This is a genomic window from Oceanirhabdus seepicola, assembly GCF_023684385.1.
In the GTDB taxonomy this organism is placed as follows: Bacteria; Bacillota; Clostridia; order Clostridiales; family Clostridiaceae; genus Oceanirhabdus; species Oceanirhabdus seepicola.
In genome coordinates, this window is sequence record NZ_JAGSOJ010000001.1 from 1,113,674 (window position 1) to 1,132,665 (window position 18,992).

The 18,992-nt window shown below is 28.7% G+C and carries 17 protein-coding genes and 1 pseudogene; 6 read left to right on the top strand and 12 right to left on the bottom strand.

Annotated elements, in window-relative coordinates:
* Positions 1-18 precede the first annotated feature (18 nt).
* The 4 genes from KDK92_RS04800 to KDK92_RS04810 all read right to left on the bottom strand — a co-directional run bounded on the left by KDK92_RS04800 (position 19) and on the right by KDK92_RS04810 (position 2,698).
* Complete coding sequence (locus KDK92_RS04800) at positions 19-846, bottom strand: 4Fe-4S binding protein (protein ID WP_250857920.1); 828 nt, start codon at positions 844-846, stop codon at positions 19-21.
* Positions 839-973: a CD1871A family CXXC motif-containing protein gene (locus tag KDK92_RS24450; RefSeq protein ID WP_276575866.1), complete on the bottom strand. Its 135-nt coding sequence runs from the start codon at positions 971-973 to the stop codon at positions 839-841. Before KDK92_RS24450 ends, KDK92_RS04800 begins: the two co-directional genes overlap by 8 nt.
* A 16-nt stretch (positions 974-989) precedes the next feature.
* Complete coding sequence (locus KDK92_RS04805; RefSeq protein WP_250857921.1) at positions 990-2,063, bottom strand: TlpA disulfide reductase family protein; 1,074 nt, start codon at positions 2,061-2,063, stop codon at positions 990-992.
* A 194-nt stretch (positions 2,064-2,257) separates the two neighbouring features.
* Positions 2,258-2,698: a PTS sugar transporter subunit IIA gene (locus tag KDK92_RS04810; protein WP_250857922.1), complete on the bottom strand. Its 441-nt coding sequence runs from the start codon at positions 2,696-2,698 to the stop codon at positions 2,258-2,260.
* A gap of 439 nt (positions 2,699-3,137) precedes the next feature.
* Here KDK92_RS04810 and KDK92_RS04815 point away from each other — a divergent pair, with 439 nt between their 5' ends.
* Complete coding sequence (locus KDK92_RS04815) at positions 3,138-5,141, top strand: methyl-accepting chemotaxis protein (protein ID WP_250857923.1); 2,004 nt, start codon at positions 3,138-3,140, stop codon at positions 5,139-5,141.
* Positions 5,142-5,343: 202 nt separating this feature from the next.
* On the opposite strand, the gene KDK92_RS04820 is transcribed toward KDK92_RS04815, so the two are convergent.
* From KDK92_RS04820 to KDK92_RS04835, 4 genes and pseudogenes are all read right to left on the bottom strand, one after another.
* Positions 5,344-5,526, bottom strand: coding sequence for a DUF4177 domain-containing protein (locus KDK92_RS04820; RefSeq protein WP_250857924.1), 183 nt, complete (start codon positions 5,524-5,526; stop codon positions 5,344-5,346).
* A gap of 39 nt (positions 5,527-5,565) precedes the next feature.
* Positions 5,566-5,685, bottom strand: a pseudogene (locus tag KDK92_RS04825) (IS1595 family transposase); the annotation flags it as partial.
* A gap of 352 nt (positions 5,686-6,037) precedes the next feature.
* Complete coding sequence (locus tag KDK92_RS04830; RefSeq protein ID WP_250857925.1) at positions 6,038-7,363, bottom strand: hypothetical protein; 1,326 nt, start codon at positions 7,361-7,363, stop codon at positions 6,038-6,040.
* A 499-nt stretch (positions 7,364-7,862) separates the two neighbouring features.
* Positions 7,863-9,410, bottom strand: a complete 1,548-nt coding sequence (locus KDK92_RS04835) for a P-loop ATPase, Sll1717 family (protein WP_250857926.1) — start codon at positions 9,408-9,410, stop codon at positions 7,863-7,865.
* A gap of 271 nt (positions 9,411-9,681) precedes the next feature.
* Between KDK92_RS04835 and KDK92_RS04840 the strand changes: the two genes are divergently transcribed.
* Together KDK92_RS04840 and KDK92_RS04845 are read left to right on the top strand one after the other, a co-directional pair.
* Entirely contained in the window at positions 9,682-10,533 is an 852-nt protein-coding gene (locus tag KDK92_RS04840) for an ABC transporter ATP-binding protein (protein WP_250857927.1), read from the top strand.
* Complete coding sequence (locus KDK92_RS04845) at positions 10,533-11,261, top strand: ABC transporter permease (protein WP_250857929.1); 729 nt, start codon at positions 10,533-10,535, stop codon at positions 11,259-11,261. The genes KDK92_RS04840 and KDK92_RS04845 overlap by 1 nt, the downstream gene beginning before the upstream one ends.
* 137 nt (positions 11,262-11,398) lie before the next feature.
* Here KDK92_RS04845 and ispH read toward each other — a convergent pair whose 3' ends face one another.
* Both ispH and KDK92_RS04855 read right to left on the bottom strand, forming a co-directional pair.
* Positions 11,399-12,244, bottom strand: coding sequence for a 4-hydroxy-3-methylbut-2-enyl diphosphate reductase (gene ispH, locus KDK92_RS04850; RefSeq protein WP_250857931.1), 846 nt, complete (start codon positions 12,242-12,244; stop codon positions 11,399-11,401).
* A gap of 136 nt (positions 12,245-12,380) precedes the next feature.
* Positions 12,381-13,256, bottom strand: coding sequence for a LysR family transcriptional regulator (locus KDK92_RS04855; protein ID WP_250857933.1), 876 nt, complete (start codon positions 13,254-13,256; stop codon positions 12,381-12,383).
* A gap of 156 nt (positions 13,257-13,412) precedes the next feature.
* Between KDK92_RS04855 and ispG the strand changes: the two genes are divergently transcribed.
* The gene (gene ispG, locus KDK92_RS04860) at positions 13,413-14,462 is read left to right on the top strand and encodes a flavodoxin-dependent (E)-4-hydroxy-3-methylbut-2-enyl-diphosphate synthase (protein ID WP_250857935.1); all 1,050 of its coding nucleotides are present in this window, start codon (positions 13,413-13,415) and stop codon (positions 14,460-14,462) included.
* Between the two features lie 134 nt (positions 14,463-14,596).
* On the opposite strand, the gene KDK92_RS04865 is transcribed toward ispG, so the two are convergent.
* Positions 14,597-15,508, bottom strand: coding sequence for a metallophosphoesterase family protein (locus KDK92_RS04865; RefSeq protein WP_250857937.1), 912 nt, complete (start codon positions 15,506-15,508; stop codon positions 14,597-14,599).
* A gap of 254 nt (positions 15,509-15,762) precedes the next feature.
* On the opposite strand from KDK92_RS04865, the gene KDK92_RS04870 reads away from it, so the two are divergent.
* Entirely contained in the window at positions 15,763-16,980 is a 1,218-nt protein-coding gene (locus KDK92_RS04870) for a LytTR family transcriptional regulator DNA-binding domain-containing protein (protein WP_250857939.1), read from the top strand.
* 263 nt (positions 16,981-17,243) lie between these two features.
* On the opposite strand, the gene KDK92_RS04875 is transcribed toward KDK92_RS04870, so the two are convergent.
* Complete coding sequence (locus tag KDK92_RS04875) at positions 17,244-17,972, bottom strand: SAM-dependent methyltransferase (RefSeq protein WP_250857941.1); 729 nt, start codon at positions 17,970-17,972, stop codon at positions 17,244-17,246.
* A 794-nt stretch (positions 17,973-18,766) separates the two neighbouring features.
* Between KDK92_RS04875 and KDK92_RS04880 the strand changes: the two genes are divergently transcribed.
* On the top strand, positions 18,767-18,961 hold the full coding sequence (locus KDK92_RS04880) for a hypothetical protein (RefSeq protein WP_250857942.1): 195 nt from the start codon (positions 18,767-18,769) through the stop codon (positions 18,959-18,961).
* The last annotated feature ends 31 nt before the right edge of the window (positions 18,962-18,992 follow it).

Below are 18,992 nucleotides of genomic sequence, written 5' to 3' on the forward strand. Positions count from 1 at the left end.
AGCTTTTTCTCATATTTATTACTTAATTATACCACTTTTTATTGCTTTCTGAGGACATGCATTTTTACATTCTCCACATCGTATACATTCTGGGCTATTAGGCTTTTTATAAACTTCAATATTTATTTTGCATTTTTTTGTACACAATCCACATTCAGTACATTTATCTTTATCTATTTTAAATTTATAAAAACTAATAGGATTAAATATTGAATACATAGCTCCCAGTGGACATACGTATCTACAAAATGGTCTATATATTAGAATTGATAAAATAATTGTAATGACCAAAAGCGTAACTTTCCATGTATATAATAACCCTATGGTAGATTTTAGCGGCTCATTCATTAACACTAAAGGGATTCCACCTTCTAATGTTCCAACTGGGCATATGTATTTGCAAAAATATGGATCTGACATCCCAAGTTCATCTGCTAGAACCATAGGAAGCAATATAACAAACATTATTAATATTACATATTTCAAATATTTTAAGAACTTGTCCCCTTTTACAATTCTTATTTTAGGTGAAGGAATCTTATTAAGTAGATCCTGTATTAATCCAAAGGGACATACCCACCCACAAATTAGTCTTCCAAATAATATCCCTATAGTTGTTATAAAACCTAGAATATAAAAAGAAAACTTATGCATCATGCTTCCTATAACTGCTTGTAATGAACCTATAGGACATGAACCTAAAGCACCAGGACATGAATAACAATTTAATCCTGGAACACAAATTTTCTTTAGATTACCAGTATATATCTTACCTTTTAAAAAACCTATTATATATCCATTTGTAAATGATGCAGATAATATTTGTACTATTCTTCTTTTATCCAATTCCTATACACTCCAAACATATATTTATCGCCTTATTGAGTACAACGTCTACTTCACCATCACTGATGCCATACAGAATAGATAGGATACTCATTGTAAGAACTCCATACTTCAATTTATTTATCATTATCCACCTCTAATTTCTATTTGATATTTTCAAGTCTCTCTTCTATAGCTTTTTCATAATAATCTTTACTTCCTGCACCTACTACTTCTTTTCCTACTACATTACCTTTACTGTCAAAAAATACTGTAGTTGGGTACCCGATTACCTGACTTAATAATCCTTTTTTCAGCACTTCATCTGGTATTATATTTGGATAAGTCACACCAGTCATCTCTATAATCTTTTCAATATTTTCTTTTCTCTTTTCATTATCCCCATCTGTCACAATTCCAACTACATTAACTCCATTATCTTTCATTTCTTGGTATAATTCTTCAAGTTCAGGCATTTCACGTATACATGGATTACAGCCTGTTCCCCATACATTTACCATTGTCAATTTATAATCTTCAAAAATGCTTGTATCAATGTTATTTCCTTGTAAATCCTTAGTATTAAAATCACCAATGTATCCAAAATCAAATTTGTATGGTTCAGATATTTCTAAAGTATTTTTTACATCTTCTATTCCTGAATACATCTCTTTGTATACAGCTTTGTCTTCATCTTTTAGCCCTTCATCATTCACTTCATCATAGCTAAAATAGAATGCATATTCCCCTTCTTCACCTAGCTTTTCAATATTCTCACCGTTTATATAGTCCTCTAATTTCTTTCCGCTATTTAATTCCCTTTCTAAATTAGCTTTACTAAACACAGTGATAGATACTAATAGTTTTGAATTTTCTATGGCTTTTTTATAATTCTCTTCTTGTTTTTCGCTTGCTCTAAACTCTTTGTTTATCTCCTCAGGTGAGAAATAATACGTTAAGGCACCAAAAATAGCCTCCTCTTCATTTTGATTCATTGGATATATCTGTTTTGCAAAAAGGTTTTTAATTACATTATCTATCCAAGACTTAGGAGTATCAAATTTAATACCTAATTTTTCGATAGATATTTTTGTATTTACATGGACAGTACTAGCTGTTACCTTTGCACCTTCTGATTGGTCGTTGTTTTTAACAACCCCTTGTTTTGAACATCCAACAGAAGATAGTGTGATTGCTCCTAGCAATAATATTGATATAAACTTTTTAAATTTAAGCATAGTTTATTTACTCCTTTTTAAATATTATTTGGTATGAAATATAGTATAGATATCAAATAAGTTTTTTTTATGTTTTTTTTATGCTTTTCTAATATTCTTTTGATATTAATTAAAGTAAAAAGCCACCCTATAAAGGATGGCTTTTTCTATATTTTTAAATTTTTTCTACCTTTTTAAAGTGAACTTGTCACCCGTTATGAAAATATATCTAATAACTCTTCAGGTGTCTTAGCTTGGAAGACAAGCTTTTGTTTCTCTTCATTTGCTAATATGGTAACAATTGCTTGTAACAGCTCCATGTGCGTACTAGAATCTTCACATGATAATACTATCAACAATTGAACATTATGATCTTCCTCTTCTGAAAACGCTACTGGCTTTTCTAATTTCAAAATACTGAATCCTGCTTTTTTAGCTCCTCTATCTGGTCTTGCATGTGGTAATGCTATTTGGGGAGCTATAACAATATATGGTCCGTATTTCTTAACGGAATCTATCATTGCATCTACATATGTTTGTTCAATATATCCTTTTTCCAATAATGGCCTAGATGATTCCACTATAGCATCTTGCCATGAATGCACTTCATCTTGAAACTGAATAAATTCCCTTGTTAACTCAAACCCTGCAATCATCAATTGCCTCCAATAGTAATATTTTTTTATTTTTTAATTATTATAAATTAATAATACATAACCTTAATTATTTTATTCGTGGGGATATCTCCATATCCCTTTAATCTTATTGTCCCAATAATGTTGATTAAAATTCTATGTCTTTACACAATAAATAAAAGTCTACATTTTAAGTTTTTTTGAACATTCATTCAGTAGTTTTTACTCTTTATTCACAATTCTTTAATAATAATTTTCTAAATATTTTCATGCTATCGTTAATAATAGTAGATATTTACTAAACTTTAATATAATTCATTCGATAAATATATTATACGCCAAAAAAGGATATTTTTCTCGTTTTTGCGACCTAAACGTCCTTTTATTGAATTTCAAAGGAATATTTCTAATTTATTACTATTTTGAGCATTACTAAAAAAACACAAAGGAGAAATTCACCATGAAGAGCATTAAAACAAAATTAATACTAGGACTTATTATTTTGATTTCCATCACTTGTTTTGGATTAGCTTATACCTCATACAATAGTAGTGCAGGTACATTATTATCTGAAACTACAGCTAATCTAAAAATTATTTCTGGAGAATCATCAAAGGTTATTGGCCAAAGAATTCAAAATGGAATGTCGGTATTAGAGGCAATTGCATCTGATAATAGATTATCGGATCCTAACTATGATTTTAATAAAAAATTAGAATTATTAAACAAGGAAGTTAATAGAAGCGGTTATGAAGTTATGTATATTGCTGATTTAACCGGCCAAGCAACCCCCCATTCTGGTAATACAATAAATGTAAGTGATAGAGAATACTTCCAAAGAGCATCCAAGGGTGAAACTGTAGTTTCTGATTTATTGGATAGTAAAAGAGCAAAAGGAACAAAAGTAATTGTTTACGCTACTCCACTTAAACACAATGGAAAAATCAATAGTGTCTTAGTTGCTGTATATGATGCAAGTGTATTCAGTAAGATAATATCTGACATAAAAATAGGAGAAACAGGATATGCATATGTTATTAATAACAAAGGATATGTTGTAGCAGATAAAAATATAGATAGAGTAATGTCTAACGTTAACATGCTTGACGACTCAAAGAAGTTAAATAATAAGAGTTTAGAAAAAATAGCTACTAACATGATGAACGGCGAAGCTGGTACAGGAGATTATACATATAATGATGTAACAAAAATAGTTGGATATGCTCCTATAGCAAATACAAAATGGACTCTTGGAGTAACTGCACCTATTGATGAAGTACTACGTGGATTAGATAATCTTAAAAGATCTAGTATAATCGCTGCAATCATTATGCTTTTTATTTCAGCTGTAGTAATTTATTTTATTGGAGTATCCTTTACTACTCCTTTGGTTAAATTATCAGAAATAATAAATAAATTATCAAATTATGACTTGCAAGTCAATAATGATTCCGTAACAAATAAATATCTAAAAAGAAAAGATGAAATTGGAGTTATAACAAAATCTCTTTTCACTATGCAAGAAAACTTCACAGATTTAATAAAGAAAATAACTGATATATCAAAAGATGTAAACTCTGCATCTGGTATGATGACTGAAGTAACTGCCGAAACAGTTAAATCATCGGAAGAAATATCTTCCACAATCCAATATATAGCAACAGGCGCATCTGATCAAGCACACAATACACAATCTGGGTTCAATAATTTAACCGAATTAGGTAATCTTATTGAGAAACAAAATGAACATATGATTGAGACAAGAGCTAACTCTGATAAAGTAACTGATTTAGCAAATGAAGGGCTAATTGAAATCGCATCATTAAAATCTGCTGTTGAAGAGAGTGGAAAATCAGCTAAAGATATCACTAGTGTGATACATGAAGCAAATGAAAGTAGTAAGAAAATCGGAACAGCAAGCACTATGATTGCTTCTATTGCAGAACAAACAAATCTCCTTGCATTAAATGCAGCTATTGAAGCTGCAAGAGCCGGAGAATCTGGAAAAGGATTTGCAGTTGTAGCAGATGAAATACGAAAATTAGCTGAGCAATCAACTGAGTCTACAAAGGAAATTGATTTAATGGTAAATGAACTTGAGATAAGAGTAGGAAACGTTGTTGAAAAAATGAAAACTGTAACTGACAACGTTGAAAGACAAGAGTTTTCTGCTAAAAAAACTGAGGATAAATATAAGCTTATATCAGATGCTATTGCTGATTCTAGCAATAATATCGATGAACTTGACATTGTAATCAAAGAAATTACACATAGAAAAAATGAAACACAAGATATAATAAATAATCTATCTGCTATATCTCAAGAAAACGCTGCAAACACAGAAGAAGCCGCTTCTCATATCGAAGAACAAGTATCTTCTATGGAACAAATAGCAAATTCAAGCGAAGGATTATTTGAACTTTCAAATGAATTAGATGAACTTGCTGGCAAGTTTAAAATCTAAAAGTACTCCGTACTTTTAAAAACAAATGTAGAATTGAAAATGTAGAATGGAGAATGATGGATGGTTCTGCTTTCGCAGAACCTACATCTTATTGTTCTTTAGAAGTATATGTGTTTACTCATTTTATCAATAGATAAAATATTGTATTTAAATTAAAGGTTATGTTTTAAAGAGATGTTTATAATTTATATAAATTATAAATTTATTCTTCTTTTTCAAAAACTAAATCAAAATTTTTAATTACCCCATGTCCATCGAATGCTGAAGGGATAGCAGTAACAAATCTCCAACCTTCTGCACTATATTTATCAATTAATTCTCTATGATTTGCCTGTTGAAATAATAAGCCTTGTGCATTTGCTTCAACATATATATATTTATACATATAATCTCACTCCTCTTTATAAATCTCTTGAAAATTTACTATATAATATATTATATCATCTAAAATCTTATGTCTCCAAAAGAATGCAGTCGATATGTTAATTTCAACTATTTTAGCACACCTTCTAATGGAATATCCCATAATCACACATTTGGCATAATGACAATCTTCCGAACCAATATTCTTATTTTAATTATATCTTAGTGTGAAATTAATATACAATATCAAAAAAGTTCTTAAACATAGCCAAATTTAAATGTATTATCAAAGTAAGACAATCAAAAATAATATACTAACAAAAAAACTGATAATAGATTAAGTCTATTATCAGTTTTTTTATAAGTCTTTCTACAATAAAGTTTCATTCTTTATGAGTATTTCAAATACAATGTTTCATCCAAAATAAAACGAGTAACCCCACCTTGTCCAAAAAACAATAATATTAAAATTTCTCGAAGAGAAATGTCCTACATTCTCCATTATCCATTTTCAATTTTCCATTACGCTTTTATTAAGATACTCTTTCCTCACAATATTTAATTATTCCTTGCACTTTTCCAAGTTCTTCTTTTGACATATAATATCCTAATAAAATCATTACAACTTTTGAATTAACCATTAATAATTCTAAAGACAATAATTCTAATATTTCTCCTCTAATATCATTAATTTCTGAACTGTTTTCTTTTTTAATAACCTTATCTAGTATTCTTGATACTGCTACATCAATAACAGCCTTATTTTTCTTATTCTTAGATAATTCTAGAGCTTTGTAATAGTACTTAATGGATTGATTATCCGCATCATGAATATTAGAATTTTCACAAGCCTCTGCAATTATATTACAAATCTCTCCCGCCAAATTATAATCATCGAATTCGTTAGTCTCTTCTATTTTGTTTATAATAAGCTCAATATATTCCACAACATCCTCTTCTAGGATTCTTCCAATTTCTAATATATTTGCTAAAGCAAGAATTTCATATATTGAATTTTCTTTGCTTTTGCTTAATTTATTATATATTTTTTTATGAATTGAAAGAGCTCTAGAGTAATATCCTTTTTCTCTGTAACAATTACCCTTTATCATCTCACTCTTAATAAACATATTGTTATCAGTTATTTTTTTTGAATAGGATATTTGAATTTTCTTCAATGTATCTAATGCCTCATCATACCTTTTCATCAATTTAAGTGTAACACTTTTATTATATAAAATCTTGATATGATTTGATTTAGTAATATCTCTTTCTTCATTATTATCCATGTATTTATCAATTACTCTAATTACTTCTTCATGTAAATTTAATTCTGAACAGCAGTGAGTTAAACTCAATATAATCTCTTCATGTACTTCATGATCAATATTACTCATAACAGCAAATTCATTTGCAAGATTAAAATATTTTAATGCCTTTTCATATTTACCTGAAGTTTCAAAGTTTTCAGCGAGTTTTTTATACATAAACACTTTGTTACTATTCATATTATATTTATTTAAGAGAAATAACATATTTTCAAGCTTTTCTTCTGCCAATATGCCTATTTCTTCTATGTATTTTAAATATCTTGTAAATATTTCTTCTGCTTGGTCTTTTTCAGTTATAAAAATTTCATCTATATTTACATCACATTTTATATTTCTTTTCTTTATTACATCTTTCAGATTACCATGTATTACTTTAGCAGCTTTTTCAGTTAGAGTTGCTTTATCTGTTTCAATCATACTTACAAGATTTCTAGTTATTTCATTTCCGCTTACATCTTCTTGCTTTAACTCTAATTTTTTTCTTATTTCCCTTAATCTATAGCCCTGTGTAATAATCCCAAATTCCATAAACTCAAATCTCCTTATATGTAAATATTTACTTTAATTTTAGCATATGGAAGCAATAAAGTAAATATTTTCTCATATTATATTTTTACATTTCACAGATAATCGCTATTACTTTAATTAAGCCTCCATTCTATTGTTATTTTTTTACATTTATACTGTACTTTTCCCTTTATTTGGTTTATAATAATATGTGGAGAGTTTATTCCTATCCTAAATTTTAGTAATTATTTCCCTTAAAATTTTTTGAAAATAGTATCATTTATTAAAGGAATAAACATATATTAATATGGATAGACTTTAGCTATAAACTAAATTTGTTCAAATTTTATAATTTGATATATTAACTAGGACTAAAGTGCCTACGAAAAAAAACTAGGCTATTCATGCCTACGAATATAAAGAAAGAGAGCTCTTATGAGCTCTCTTTCTTTCAGGCTGTTGAAAAAGCCCAATCTCATGGTTACTAGGACTCTCTTTTCTACTCAAGTACTCTTTATTCTTACATAGAAAACTTTTTATGTATTGCTTTATGCACTGTAAACGCTTGAGTATAATTTGGTTCTGGACTTGAATCATTTCTGAATGCCCATGAAAAATGGTATATCTCTTTCCCTCTTTTGTTCTTTTTATATATCCAGGAGTTTCCTAGAACGCCCTTCTTATACATAAATCTTAAGGCTTCTTTACAACTCCGTATATTCTTATATGTTTCAATATTGTCCATAAAGTATCTATTTATATCATCATACCTAAAACTTGATTTTTTAAAGTTTCTAATTAAAAGTAGTGATTCTTTAACGAACTCGCTATTTTCTGATATTGAAAGTTCATTTATGAGTTCACTATAGAAATATTCTGAGAACTTTCTCTCACATTTCTTAAAGGTATGAGATACAAACTTATCCTTCTCAGGATATTGTTCTTTTATTATATTTAGATATTTTATGAAATCCCTTGGTTTACCGAAACTATACCTTTTAAGATATCTAACAACACTTATTCCATCAACCTTATTAGAAAAATATTTCTCATATATTTCTTTTGTGGATAACTCTTTAAGCAGTTCATTAGATAGCTTCATTTTGTGAAGAATTAAGTCCATGAGTGGATCATCATAAGGCCTCTTATCGCAGTTGTAATGCCAATCCAATATCGCCTGGCTATCTGACACAATTCTATTTAAATTATGTGAATGTGAATTAATCATATCTAAAAGATCATTTCTAAAAAGTAGCATAACCTTCGATCCATTATTCTTACATGATTTATTTATCATTATATTTATATCTCTAATAACACTGAATATCTTTTCTATAAGCTTAATATTAATATTACCCTCTTTATCCGCTGCTATTTTAAGTTCATCAAGATCATCGTATATTATGAGAAACTTACTATTATTTTTTAATGCCTTCTTTATGTACTTCTCAAATGTTTTTATTTCTTCGTAATACTTTGTCTTTGTAAATTTTCTACCCACAGTGGTCTTTTTTGCTGAATTGAACATCCCTTCAAAGGGGCTATTCATCATAACACTTTTCATAGTTGTTCCTAATTCATTTGTTCTCTGTATACTAAACCCGTCTTGTTTATATCCCTTCGTTGTACTATATCTACTTTTCATCACTTTACGTATTCGTCCTACCTTAGAAAAAGGAATCATTTTTCTAACCCTATGTTGCTCAATAAGAGTTTCAGCGATATGTAGTAGGATATTCCATTTCCAGAATAGATAATATTGGTCATACTCCAAGGTAGCAGAATATAGTTCTGTGAGGTAATTCAATTCAAATTCATGAGCATCTATTATCTTGCATATATAGTCTTTATCACTATATTGTTTCTTAAGAAAATACGCTAAGATAGTCTTTCCTGTTCCTTTTCTCCCAAAAATAAAATATATATCATTTTTTTGGCTCTTTTTTACGGCAGGGTGCCCTTTATAGAAATAATCTAAAAAATTACTTTTACTTGCTTCTTTTTTACCGTCAACTTCACCTATATAAAGATCCTTAAGTTTAACATGTGGAGTGCCTTCATTATCCAACCTTTCACCTCCCACTTCCATAATTTAATAATATATTAAATTGCTGTAAAATTCAAGAATTAATAAACGAGGAATTTTACTATTAAAATATTATATTTTAAGTTATTGTGAAGATATTTGTCATTTAGGACTCATTCACTCAAATTCACCCTCCATTCATGCAGAATACGCTCCTTTCATACCAGTTTTGTAGTAAATCCTTATTATTAATGTTAAAGTTTTCTTGTAATCAAGTCATTGCAATTAAAGTCATGTGGAGGGATTAAATAAATTGAAAAACACTAAAAATATTATAACTATTAATAACGTAACTAAAATCTATGATACACAACTTGCCTTAAATAAAGTTTCTTTGTCAGTTAATAAAGGTGAAATTTTCGGGCTATTAGGTCCAAGTGGCGCTGGGAAAACTACAATGATAAAAATATTCACAGGTCAACTGATGGAAAGCGAAGGAGAAGTCTCTATACTTAATTGCAATCCTAGAAATAATAAAAAAGAGTTTCTTTCTAAAATTGGAGTGCTAACAGATAACTGTGGACTTTATGAACGACTTAGTATATATAACAACCTTAAATTATTCTGCAGCATTTATGATGTTCCATTCTGTAAGATTGATGAAATTCTTGATTGTGTTGGATTATTAGATGAAAAGAAAAAACTTGTGAAGAATCTTTCAAAAGGAATGAAACAAAGAGTTAAACTAGCAAGGGTTTTCTTACATGAGCCTGAAATACTATTTTTAGATGAGCCTACTTCTGGACTTGATCCGGTTAATGCCTCATATATCCATAATATATTAAAAAAGTTGAACGCTAAAGGTACAACCATCTTTTTAACAACTCATAATATGGAGGAAGCTGATCTTCTTTGTGATAGAATAGGCTTTCTAGTAGAGGGTAAACTTTCTCTAGTTGATTCTCCTACAAAAATAAAATTGAAATATACAAAATCAAATGTTAAACTATTAATGAAAAATATGGATACACATTATGTAGAATTGAATGAATCTGGTGGAGAGAAGATACTATCTTTAATCAAATCAAAAGAGATTTCATCTATTCATTCATGTGAGCCAACACTAGGTGAAGTTTTTCTTAAAGTAACGGGGAGGGATTTATAATGACATTTTCATTGAAAAGATTTAATGCAATTTTTATAAAAGAACTACAAGATTTCAAGAGCAACATAAGCTATCTTTGTATATGTTTGATGCCAGTTGTTTTTTCAATTATATTTAAAATCAATTTTTCTAATTCTTCTGAAACACCTAATTATGCAATGAAATATTTATTAGTTGTTACAACACTAATGGGCATTTCATTAATAGGGGTGGCACAATCAGCGGGTACTTTCGCTGAGGAAAAGGAAAAACACACATTAAAAGTGCTCATGCTCTCTCCAATAAGTGAACTAGAAGTTTTACTAGGAAAAACATTAATGACATTTTTATTAATCATAATAAGTTCATTAGCTAACTTATTCATATTGAATCCAGGTGATATAAATATCCTCATGTATATAATTATTGTATCTCTTGCAGGTTATGGTTCTATACTTTTCGGGATTGCTATAGGTATGTTAGCACCAAGCGAAAAAGCTTCAGGTGTTCTATCACTTCCTGCAGTATTTATTTATTTAGCACCTATTTTTTTCACAGATACAAATAATGTAATCATCAAAAAAATTGTAAGTATATTACCGGCTTATAGTATGGAAAGCATTTTACTGCCTGAGGCACTTTCAAACAATGCAAATTCAATATTCTTAAGTATTCTATATTTAGTTATGTGGCTAGTATTTGGATTTATATTCTTCATAGTTATCTATAGAAAAAAGAAACTTAAATAATTAAGTCAGATAAAGTTAGATAAACTAGTTTGATTATATGAATAATATAGGTTACTAAAGTTAGTATTTGATTAATTACTAATTAAAGATGAATACTTCTACATCTCACCTATGGTTAAAGTGAATGTAGAAGCTTTTTATGAATTCTTTAAGAAATTAACTATATCTTCGATAATCCATTTTGGGGTTGATGCTCCAGCTGTAACACCTACTGTTTTAATATCTTTTAGAAGATCCATTCTTATATCCTTAACAGTAGATACTTGTTGAGTATTTGAGCAATACTCCTTGCATATCTCATAAAGTTTCTTTGTATTTGAACTAGCTTTCCCACCTATAACTACTACTGCAGGAGTGGTTTGAGCTAAATCCTTCGCTGCTGCTTGTCTTTCAGTTGTTGCATTACATATTGTATTAATAGCTATAACTTCTTTATCTTTATTAAACTCTTTTATTTTATCAACAATCCCATCCCATATTTCTTTCCTTTCAGTAGTTTGAGCTAGTATACAAATGTTTTTATCAAATAATCTTATGTCTTCCTCATCTCTTGTGATAAATGCTGAACTATTACACCACCCATTGATTCCAATAATCTCAGGATGATTCTTATCACCTACTAGAACAATTTGATAATCTTTTTCATAGTATTCACGAGCTTTATTTTGAATTTTCTTTACAAATGGACAAGTACAATCAACCACAGTATTAAAAATCCCCCTGAGCTTTTTTTCTATTTCTTCTGTAACCCCTTGTGCTCTAATGATAATTTCATCATACTTTTCTAATTTTCCAACCTCATCATATCCAATAGGTTCTACCCGCTTTTCTTTTAGATAGTTTATAGCTTCTTCATTGTGAATAAGGGATCCTAATGTATATGTTCTAAAATTTTTATCATTTGTTTTTTCTAGAGCTGTTTCATAAGCTCTATTAACTCCAAAGCAAAACCCTGATTTATCCGCTAGTATTACCTCTCTCATAATATCACCTGCTTTTTATATGATTTAATATTGTTGTAATTTCATCTTTATTATAATTGAGAATGGATAATTTTAATAACGAATAATTTTAATAGGAATGATTTAAAATTTCGATTATGAATTCTTAATGCTACTTTTATTTTAATCTTCCCTCTAGCATGTCTACCCAATTTCTAATAGCAAGTGAATTAATTTTACTTTCATTAATTACCATGTACACTTTTTTAGAAGGTGGTTTTAAATCTTTTAGATTAATTTGAATTAGATCCCTTTCTAATAATTCTTTTTCTACTGATGATTTAGTAACAAAAGCATATCCAAATCCATCCTTAACAAAATCAACAACATATGAAATCCTATCTACTGAAAGCTTTAATAATGGACTATCTCCAACAGCTTCACTTAACCACTTAAAAAATTCTGACCCTAAATCTGCATAAAGCAAAGGCACTTCTAAAAACTCACTAGATGTTATTACTTTTTTAATATCCCCTTTATTTTTATGACTTGTTACCAAAATTATCTCATCTTCATAAAAATCTATAACTTTAAATTTACTCAATTTAGGGTTAGTATATATGAAACCCACATCCAATATTTCATCTCCTAAAAGCCTTATAATTTCTTCAGAATCATTAACTTTAAGCTTTACAGCAATATTTGAAAATTTATTAAAATACTCTTTTATTACAGATGATAAAGCCCCTTTATATATTGAATCTACCACTCCAATTGCCAATCTATCTTGATATTTGCCAGTGGATCTAGCTTTAATTATTCCATCTTTTTTTAATACAAGAATCCGTTTAGCATAAGGTAAAAAAGCCTTTCCTGCATCAGTAAGCTCTACATTTCTGTTGCTTCTATAAAATAATTCTTTTCCTACATATTTCTCTAATTCATTTATTCTATTTGAAATTGTTGATTGAACTACATACTGAATCTCTGCTGTCTTAGTAAAGTTTTTATTCTTTGCAAGTAAAATAAAAGATTCAATGGCTTCAATATTCATAAAGACCTCCTCTATTATCGATTATTTCGATTGTTATCATTAATATAATTCGTTTTTGAAATCGAAAATCCTTTAGTATACTATAATAAGTTCAATAAAATATAAAAAAGACGCGTTCTACGCGCTTCGCTATAGAAACCTAAGGAGGTTGGATTAATGGATAGGAGAATCACAAAAAAAATAAAAGTAGGAAATATATATGTAGGTGGAGATTCAAAAATCTCTGTGCAGTCTATGACTACTACAGATACTAGAGATGTAGATGCTACTGTAAAACAAATTCTTAACTTAGAAAAAGCAGGTTGTGACATTATAAGGTGTGCTGTACCTGATATAGCATCTGCAGAAGCTTTGAAAAATATAATAAAACAAATTCATATCCCTCTAGTAGCAGATATACATTTTGATTATAGATTAGCACTTAAATCTATAGAAAGTGGAGTTGATGCATTAAGGATAAACCCAGGCAATATTGGAAATTTAGATAGAATAAAAATGGTAGTGAAAGCTGCGAAAAGTAAAGGTATACCTATTAGAATCGGAGTAAATTCAGGTTCTTTAGAAAAGGACATTTTAGAAAAGTATACGAAAGTTTGCCCAGAAGCCTTGGTTGAAAGTGCTTTAAAACATGTAAGAATATTAGAAAGTTTAAATTTTTATGATATATGTATTTCTATAAAATCTTCTAATGTAATGCAAATGATAGAAAGCTACAGATTGATTTCTGAAAAAGTGAATTACCCACTTCATCTAGGCGTTACTGAAGCAGGGACTCCATGGAGTGGAACTATAAAATCTAGCATAGGGATAGGGACTCTTTTAGCAGAGGGTATTGGGGATACTATAAGAGTTTCACTTACTGGGGATGTATCGGATGAAGTTAAAGTAGGTCATGAAATTCTTAAATCTTTACTCTATATAGACGAAGGCGTTGAGCTTGTATCCTGCCCTACATGTGGTAGAACACGAATAAATCTTATAAAAATAGCTGAAGAAGTAGAAAAGAGATTAGCAAAATGCAAAAAAAATATTAAAGTAGCTATAATGGGTTGTGCTGTTAATGGTCCCGGAGAAGCTAGAGAAGCAGATATTGGCATTGCAGGTGGTAATGGGACTGGTTTAATATTTAAAAAAGGCCAAGTACTAAAAAAGGTTAAAGAAGAAAATTTAGTAGAAGAACTGATGAAAGAGATAGAAAAACTATAAACATAGCTGCCTATAAGACTAATGTTGATATTGAATTATTATTTATATTAAGGATATATAATTACACTTTAAGCCTATAAAACAAAGCCTATATCTTATTTTACATGGTAATTTAAGATATAGGCTTTTTAAATTCACTCTACTTTTAATGAAGATATAGTAGGTAATATGGATCGTCCATTCCATACATCTCCAAGTCCCAACTCTCTTGGTGAAATATTCTGGTACTGACCATTCATACCTTGTATCTCAATACCACCATGTTCTGTAATTGTTATAATACTATATAACCCTTCTTCATATAGAACAATATCCTTCAACCCTGGATATTTTTTATGTATTTCATCAGAGTAACAAAAATGCTCATATTCAGGTCCAAACCATATATATGACATTGTATTTAAACCAAAATAATATGTTTGTCCAATTTTCTCAAGAGAATCTCCATGGTCGTGTCCATTGATACATAACAGCACTTTCTTCCCTGTTTGATTTACTCTGTTAATCAAACTTCTTACTTCATCCCGATTATATACTCCTCTTTTAGCAAACTCATTTTCAAAACTATGATGTGAAAAAATAACAAAATACTCACTATCATCAGTTAATTGGTCTTCCAACCACTTAAATTCATAATCTGGAAGAATGGGATATATGTCTTTTATCCTATTATAATTTTTTTTGCAATAGGGTTCATATCCATTGTCTGTCTTGATAAAGCAAGTATCTAATACAATAAACTTAACTTTACCATAATTAAATGAATAGTAACTTTTTCCCATATGTAAAAAATTCATGACTTTTTCCCTTGGAAATAAATCAGAATCATGATTTCCTATCACATGGTAATAAGGTTTTCCTATACTATCAAGCATATCAAGTAAAACTTGATTTTCCTCTTTAGGAATACAGAAATCTCCAAGTTGAATAACAAAATCTACATCTGTATCTTTAATATTAGTTACGAAATTTTCAATTCTTTCACGCCCATCGGGAATATGATCATAATGTAAATCAGTGAATAATGCAAATTTAATTTTATCCATCAATGCACCTCCCTACAAATTTTATAAATAATCTCAATTTCGATGTTAGTTATACTTGTGTACTACGATTAATTATACCATCTATTGGAGTGAAAATTGTTTATTTTGAAGCAAATAAACAATTATTCATATTTCCATTTTTATAATTTTTATAGTAAGTTTTAGGTTCAATTATTAATTATTTACTTTATCATCTTCTGCTAATATAATTATAATTGTACTTATTGTAATAATTTTCTATAGGAGAGCTTAATATGAACTTACTAGATATAAAAAACCTTACTATAAATAATGGGAACTTAAAACTATTTAATGATGTAAATTTCTCTATTGATAGAAATGAAATCAAATCAATCAAATGTAGTTCAGATATCAGCAGTGAATTAATAAATTTAATTTTAAATATAACTTCATTTTCTATTGGAGAGATTAAACTACTTGAAACATCAAATTATAATTTAACTAAGAAATTATTAAGTGAAATTGGTCTTTATACTATAAACGATGGTTTGTATATGAGGCTGACCCCTTATCAATATCTATCATATTTCAAAAAACTTTATAATTCTGAAATTGATATTGATCAAATGCTTAATCATTACGGCTTGCATAAACATAGAAGTACAAAGATAAACAAATTGTCTTCTAGTCAACAAAGGCGATTATCAATAATGAGAGTATTTTTACATACCCCTGATTTTGCAATTATCCAGAATCCATTTGATAATGTGGATTTAGAGAGTAGAATCTTAATAAAAAAGATTATATTAGATGCTAATACAAACGGAACAGGTATATTGATTTTATCTAATGATATAGATAATTGTTTCTTAACAACAGAATCAGTTTACATTTATGAGGAGGGAAAGATTCTTCCAGTAAGTTTTCCTGAAGAAAATACAGATGATAATATCTCAGATGAAGAGACAGAAAAACCACCCATGAATTCAGTTAATACAACCATCGTTTCAAAGGATTCTGTTGTGAGCTCTGTTGATACTTCTTTCACTGAGTCTAATGATAGTTCTTCTAAAAAATCTAATCAAGAATCAGCTAAATATACTGTCTCTATAGAAGATGATGAAAAGAATGTTACTTCAAGCAAAAATGATGATATAAATATGAATATATCCCTAAAGTTCAATAAGGTGCCTGCAAAGGTAGATGATAAAATAATTCTCTTCAATCCAACTGATATTATTTATTGTGAGAGTAGAGATAGAGCCGCTGTTCTTCACACAGTTGAAGGTGAATTTCAATGTTCACTAACTCTAGCTCAACTGGAACAAAAACTAAAAGCCTTTGGGTTCTTTAGATGTCATAGATCATATATTGTTAATCTTCAAAACATTAAAGAACTAATTGCTTGGTCAAAGAACAGTTATTCTTTGATTCTTAATGATAAGACCAAAAGTGAGATTCCACTCTCTAAAGGGCGTATTGAGGAATTAAAGACAATTCTAGGAATATAATTTTGTCCAATCCCGACATATTGGGGACGGTTCATAAATTTAAATATCTATAAAAACAGAAGCTTGTACAACCCTACCTTTTATTGTGGATGTACAAGCCTTTTTTTCTTTAATATTTTCCCATTAATTTTATTTTCATAATCCCTATCAAACTTTTTAATAATAAATCCAGGTGATATAAACATACTGCTGTTCTTACTTGTTGTATCCCTTGCTGCTTATTTATAATATTTAATTAAAATAAGTTTTCCATACTTATTACACTAAACTCTTTCAAGAACAAATAAAGCCCAACCTTCATAATCTTTTCGATAGTTAAAGTACATTTTATACCAATAGTCAATCCATGCTTGTTTTTTTTCATAATCAATATGATTTGGATTATCTTTCAACCATTGCAAATCACGACGTGCACTCCAAGTTATATACCTTTCCCATTCATTTTGTGTACAACCTGCAATGTGCGTAATTAAGCACCCACTTTCTCTGGAAATATCATAAATCTCTTCTAGTGTATGAAGTTCACCTTCAAACTCAATCAATTCCTTTGGCGTTTCTTTTTGGTGTAAATATGGTATACCAATTATCATTTTACCATCTTCTTTTATGAATGACTCAAGAACCCTGATAGTTCCTTTTAAACCACCAAACAAATCTTCACCAATGAGACAGGCTACATCATACTTTTCATTATCATGATATTCTTTTACATTTTCAACAACCAAAGATATTTTATTGTTAAGTCCATTTTGCGCTATTCTTTCATTGCCCTTGTTAATGAATTCCTTACAAATATCTACACCTTTACCTGAAATCCCAAAGGCTTCACACCAAATTTTAAGCATTTCTCCATATCCACAGCATAAATCTAGAACCTTACTTTGATTATTAAGTTCCAAATAATAACCTGTTTCTACTATTTTTTGCAATGGTGTCATACTGATTAAATAACTGCTTTCTTCACAATTCTTAATAATATTATTATAATCCATTTTTATCCCCTTTTCTAAATTATTTATTAACAGGCAAAACAGACTTCATAATACTAGTTTGTAAAACCTGTTAAATTATTCTGCTACTACCTCTAATATTGTTAAACTTTTCATTCTACATCTTCCCTTCTTATTTTTAATTTTATTATAAAGCAGAATGTTATCTGCGATATAGCCAAACAAATACATGTCTTGATTATATTATAAATAACATTATTATTACATTCTATGTAATAAACAGTTATAATTGTTTTTTACATAATTTCAAGAGAAAATATTAAGACTGATTTTAATCATAATACGAGTAGTATTGTGTATCAATGACTCATTCACTCAAATTTTCTCTCCATTCATGCAGAATACACTCTTTTCATACCAATTTTATAGAAGGTGCTTGTTATTAATGGTAAAGTTTTATTATAGCAAGCCACGGCAATTAAAGGGTTTTGGAGGGAGTGAATTATTTTTTTTAAAATAAGATAGATAAATTTAATTAACTATAATTAATATATATTGAGGTAATTTAGTTGAAAAACTCAAATAATTATATAAGCTTTGCTTTACTTTTTTATGGACTACATATGGGTTTAAATCACCTTGGTTTATTACCAGATTTTGTTAGTGGCTTGTTTTTAGGGCTTGCTATTATACTTATGTTATTTGGAATTTATTCTATGAACCACGAAATTTCAAAATTTAAGGATTGCAAAATGAATTTTTTTAAAAAGATGTTTCAATAAATAATATTATGAGTGCATAAACCAAATAAAAGGGTGCATTAAGGAGGTTTTACTATGATAAGTAAAATATTAAGTGTATTATTACCAATTGGCTTACTTATTCAGATTATAAACATCATATGCAGTCATTATAATATTTTTAGTGATTTCGCAAGAGATTTTTTAACTCGTATGTCTGGTGTTTTTATGATTGTAGGTCTTGTATTTTTTGTTTATAATTTAATAAAAAAGAAAAATAAATTAGTTTGATTATATGGATGATATAGATTGATAAAACTCA

Coding starts and splice junctions, on each gene's coding strand:
- KDK92_RS24450 (WP_276575866.1), bottom strand. CDS start 973: ATGATAAATAAATTGAAGTATGGAGTTCTTACAATGAGTATCCTATCT.
- KDK92_RS04805 (WP_250857921.1), bottom strand. CDS start 2,063: ATGCTTAAATTTAAAAAGTTTATATCAATATTATTGCTAGGAGCAATC.
- KDK92_RS04810 (WP_250857922.1), bottom strand. CDS start 2,698: ATGATTGCAGGGTTTGAGTTAACAAGGGAATTTATTCAGTTTCAAGAT.
- KDK92_RS04815 (WP_250857923.1), top strand. CDS start 3,138: ATGAAGAGCATTAAAACAAAATTAATACTAGGACTTATTATTTTGATT.
- KDK92_RS04820 (WP_250857924.1), bottom strand. CDS start 5,526: ATGTATAAATATATATATGTTGAAGCAAATGCACAAGGCTTATTATTT.
- KDK92_RS04830 (WP_250857925.1), bottom strand. CDS start 7,363: ATGGAATTTGGGATTATTACACAGGGCTATAGATTAAGGGAAATAAGA.
- KDK92_RS04845 (WP_250857929.1), top strand. CDS start 10,533: ATGACATTTTCATTGAAAAGATTTAATGCAATTTTTATAAAAGAACTA.
- ispH (WP_250857931.1), bottom strand. CDS start 12,244: ATGAGAGAGGTAATACTAGCGGATAAATCAGGGTTTTGCTTTGGAGTT.
- KDK92_RS04855 (WP_250857933.1), bottom strand. CDS start 13,256: ATGAATATTGAAGCCATTGAATCTTTTATTTTACTTGCAAAGAATAAA.
- ispG (WP_250857935.1), top strand. CDS start 13,413: ATGGATAGGAGAATCACAAAAAAAATAAAAGTAGGAAATATATATGTA.
- KDK92_RS04865 (WP_250857937.1), bottom strand. CDS start 15,508: ATGGATAAAATTAAATTTGCATTATTCACTGATTTACATTATGATCAT.
- KDK92_RS04870 (WP_250857939.1), top strand. CDS start 15,763: ATGAACTTACTAGATATAAAAAACCTTACTATAAATAATGGGAACTTA.
- KDK92_RS04875 (WP_250857941.1), bottom strand. CDS start 17,972: ATGGATTATAATAATATTATTAAGAATTGTGAAGAAAGCAGTTATTTA.
- KDK92_RS04880 (WP_250857942.1), top strand. CDS start 18,767: ATGATAAGTAAAATATTAAGTGTATTATTACCAATTGGCTTACTTATT.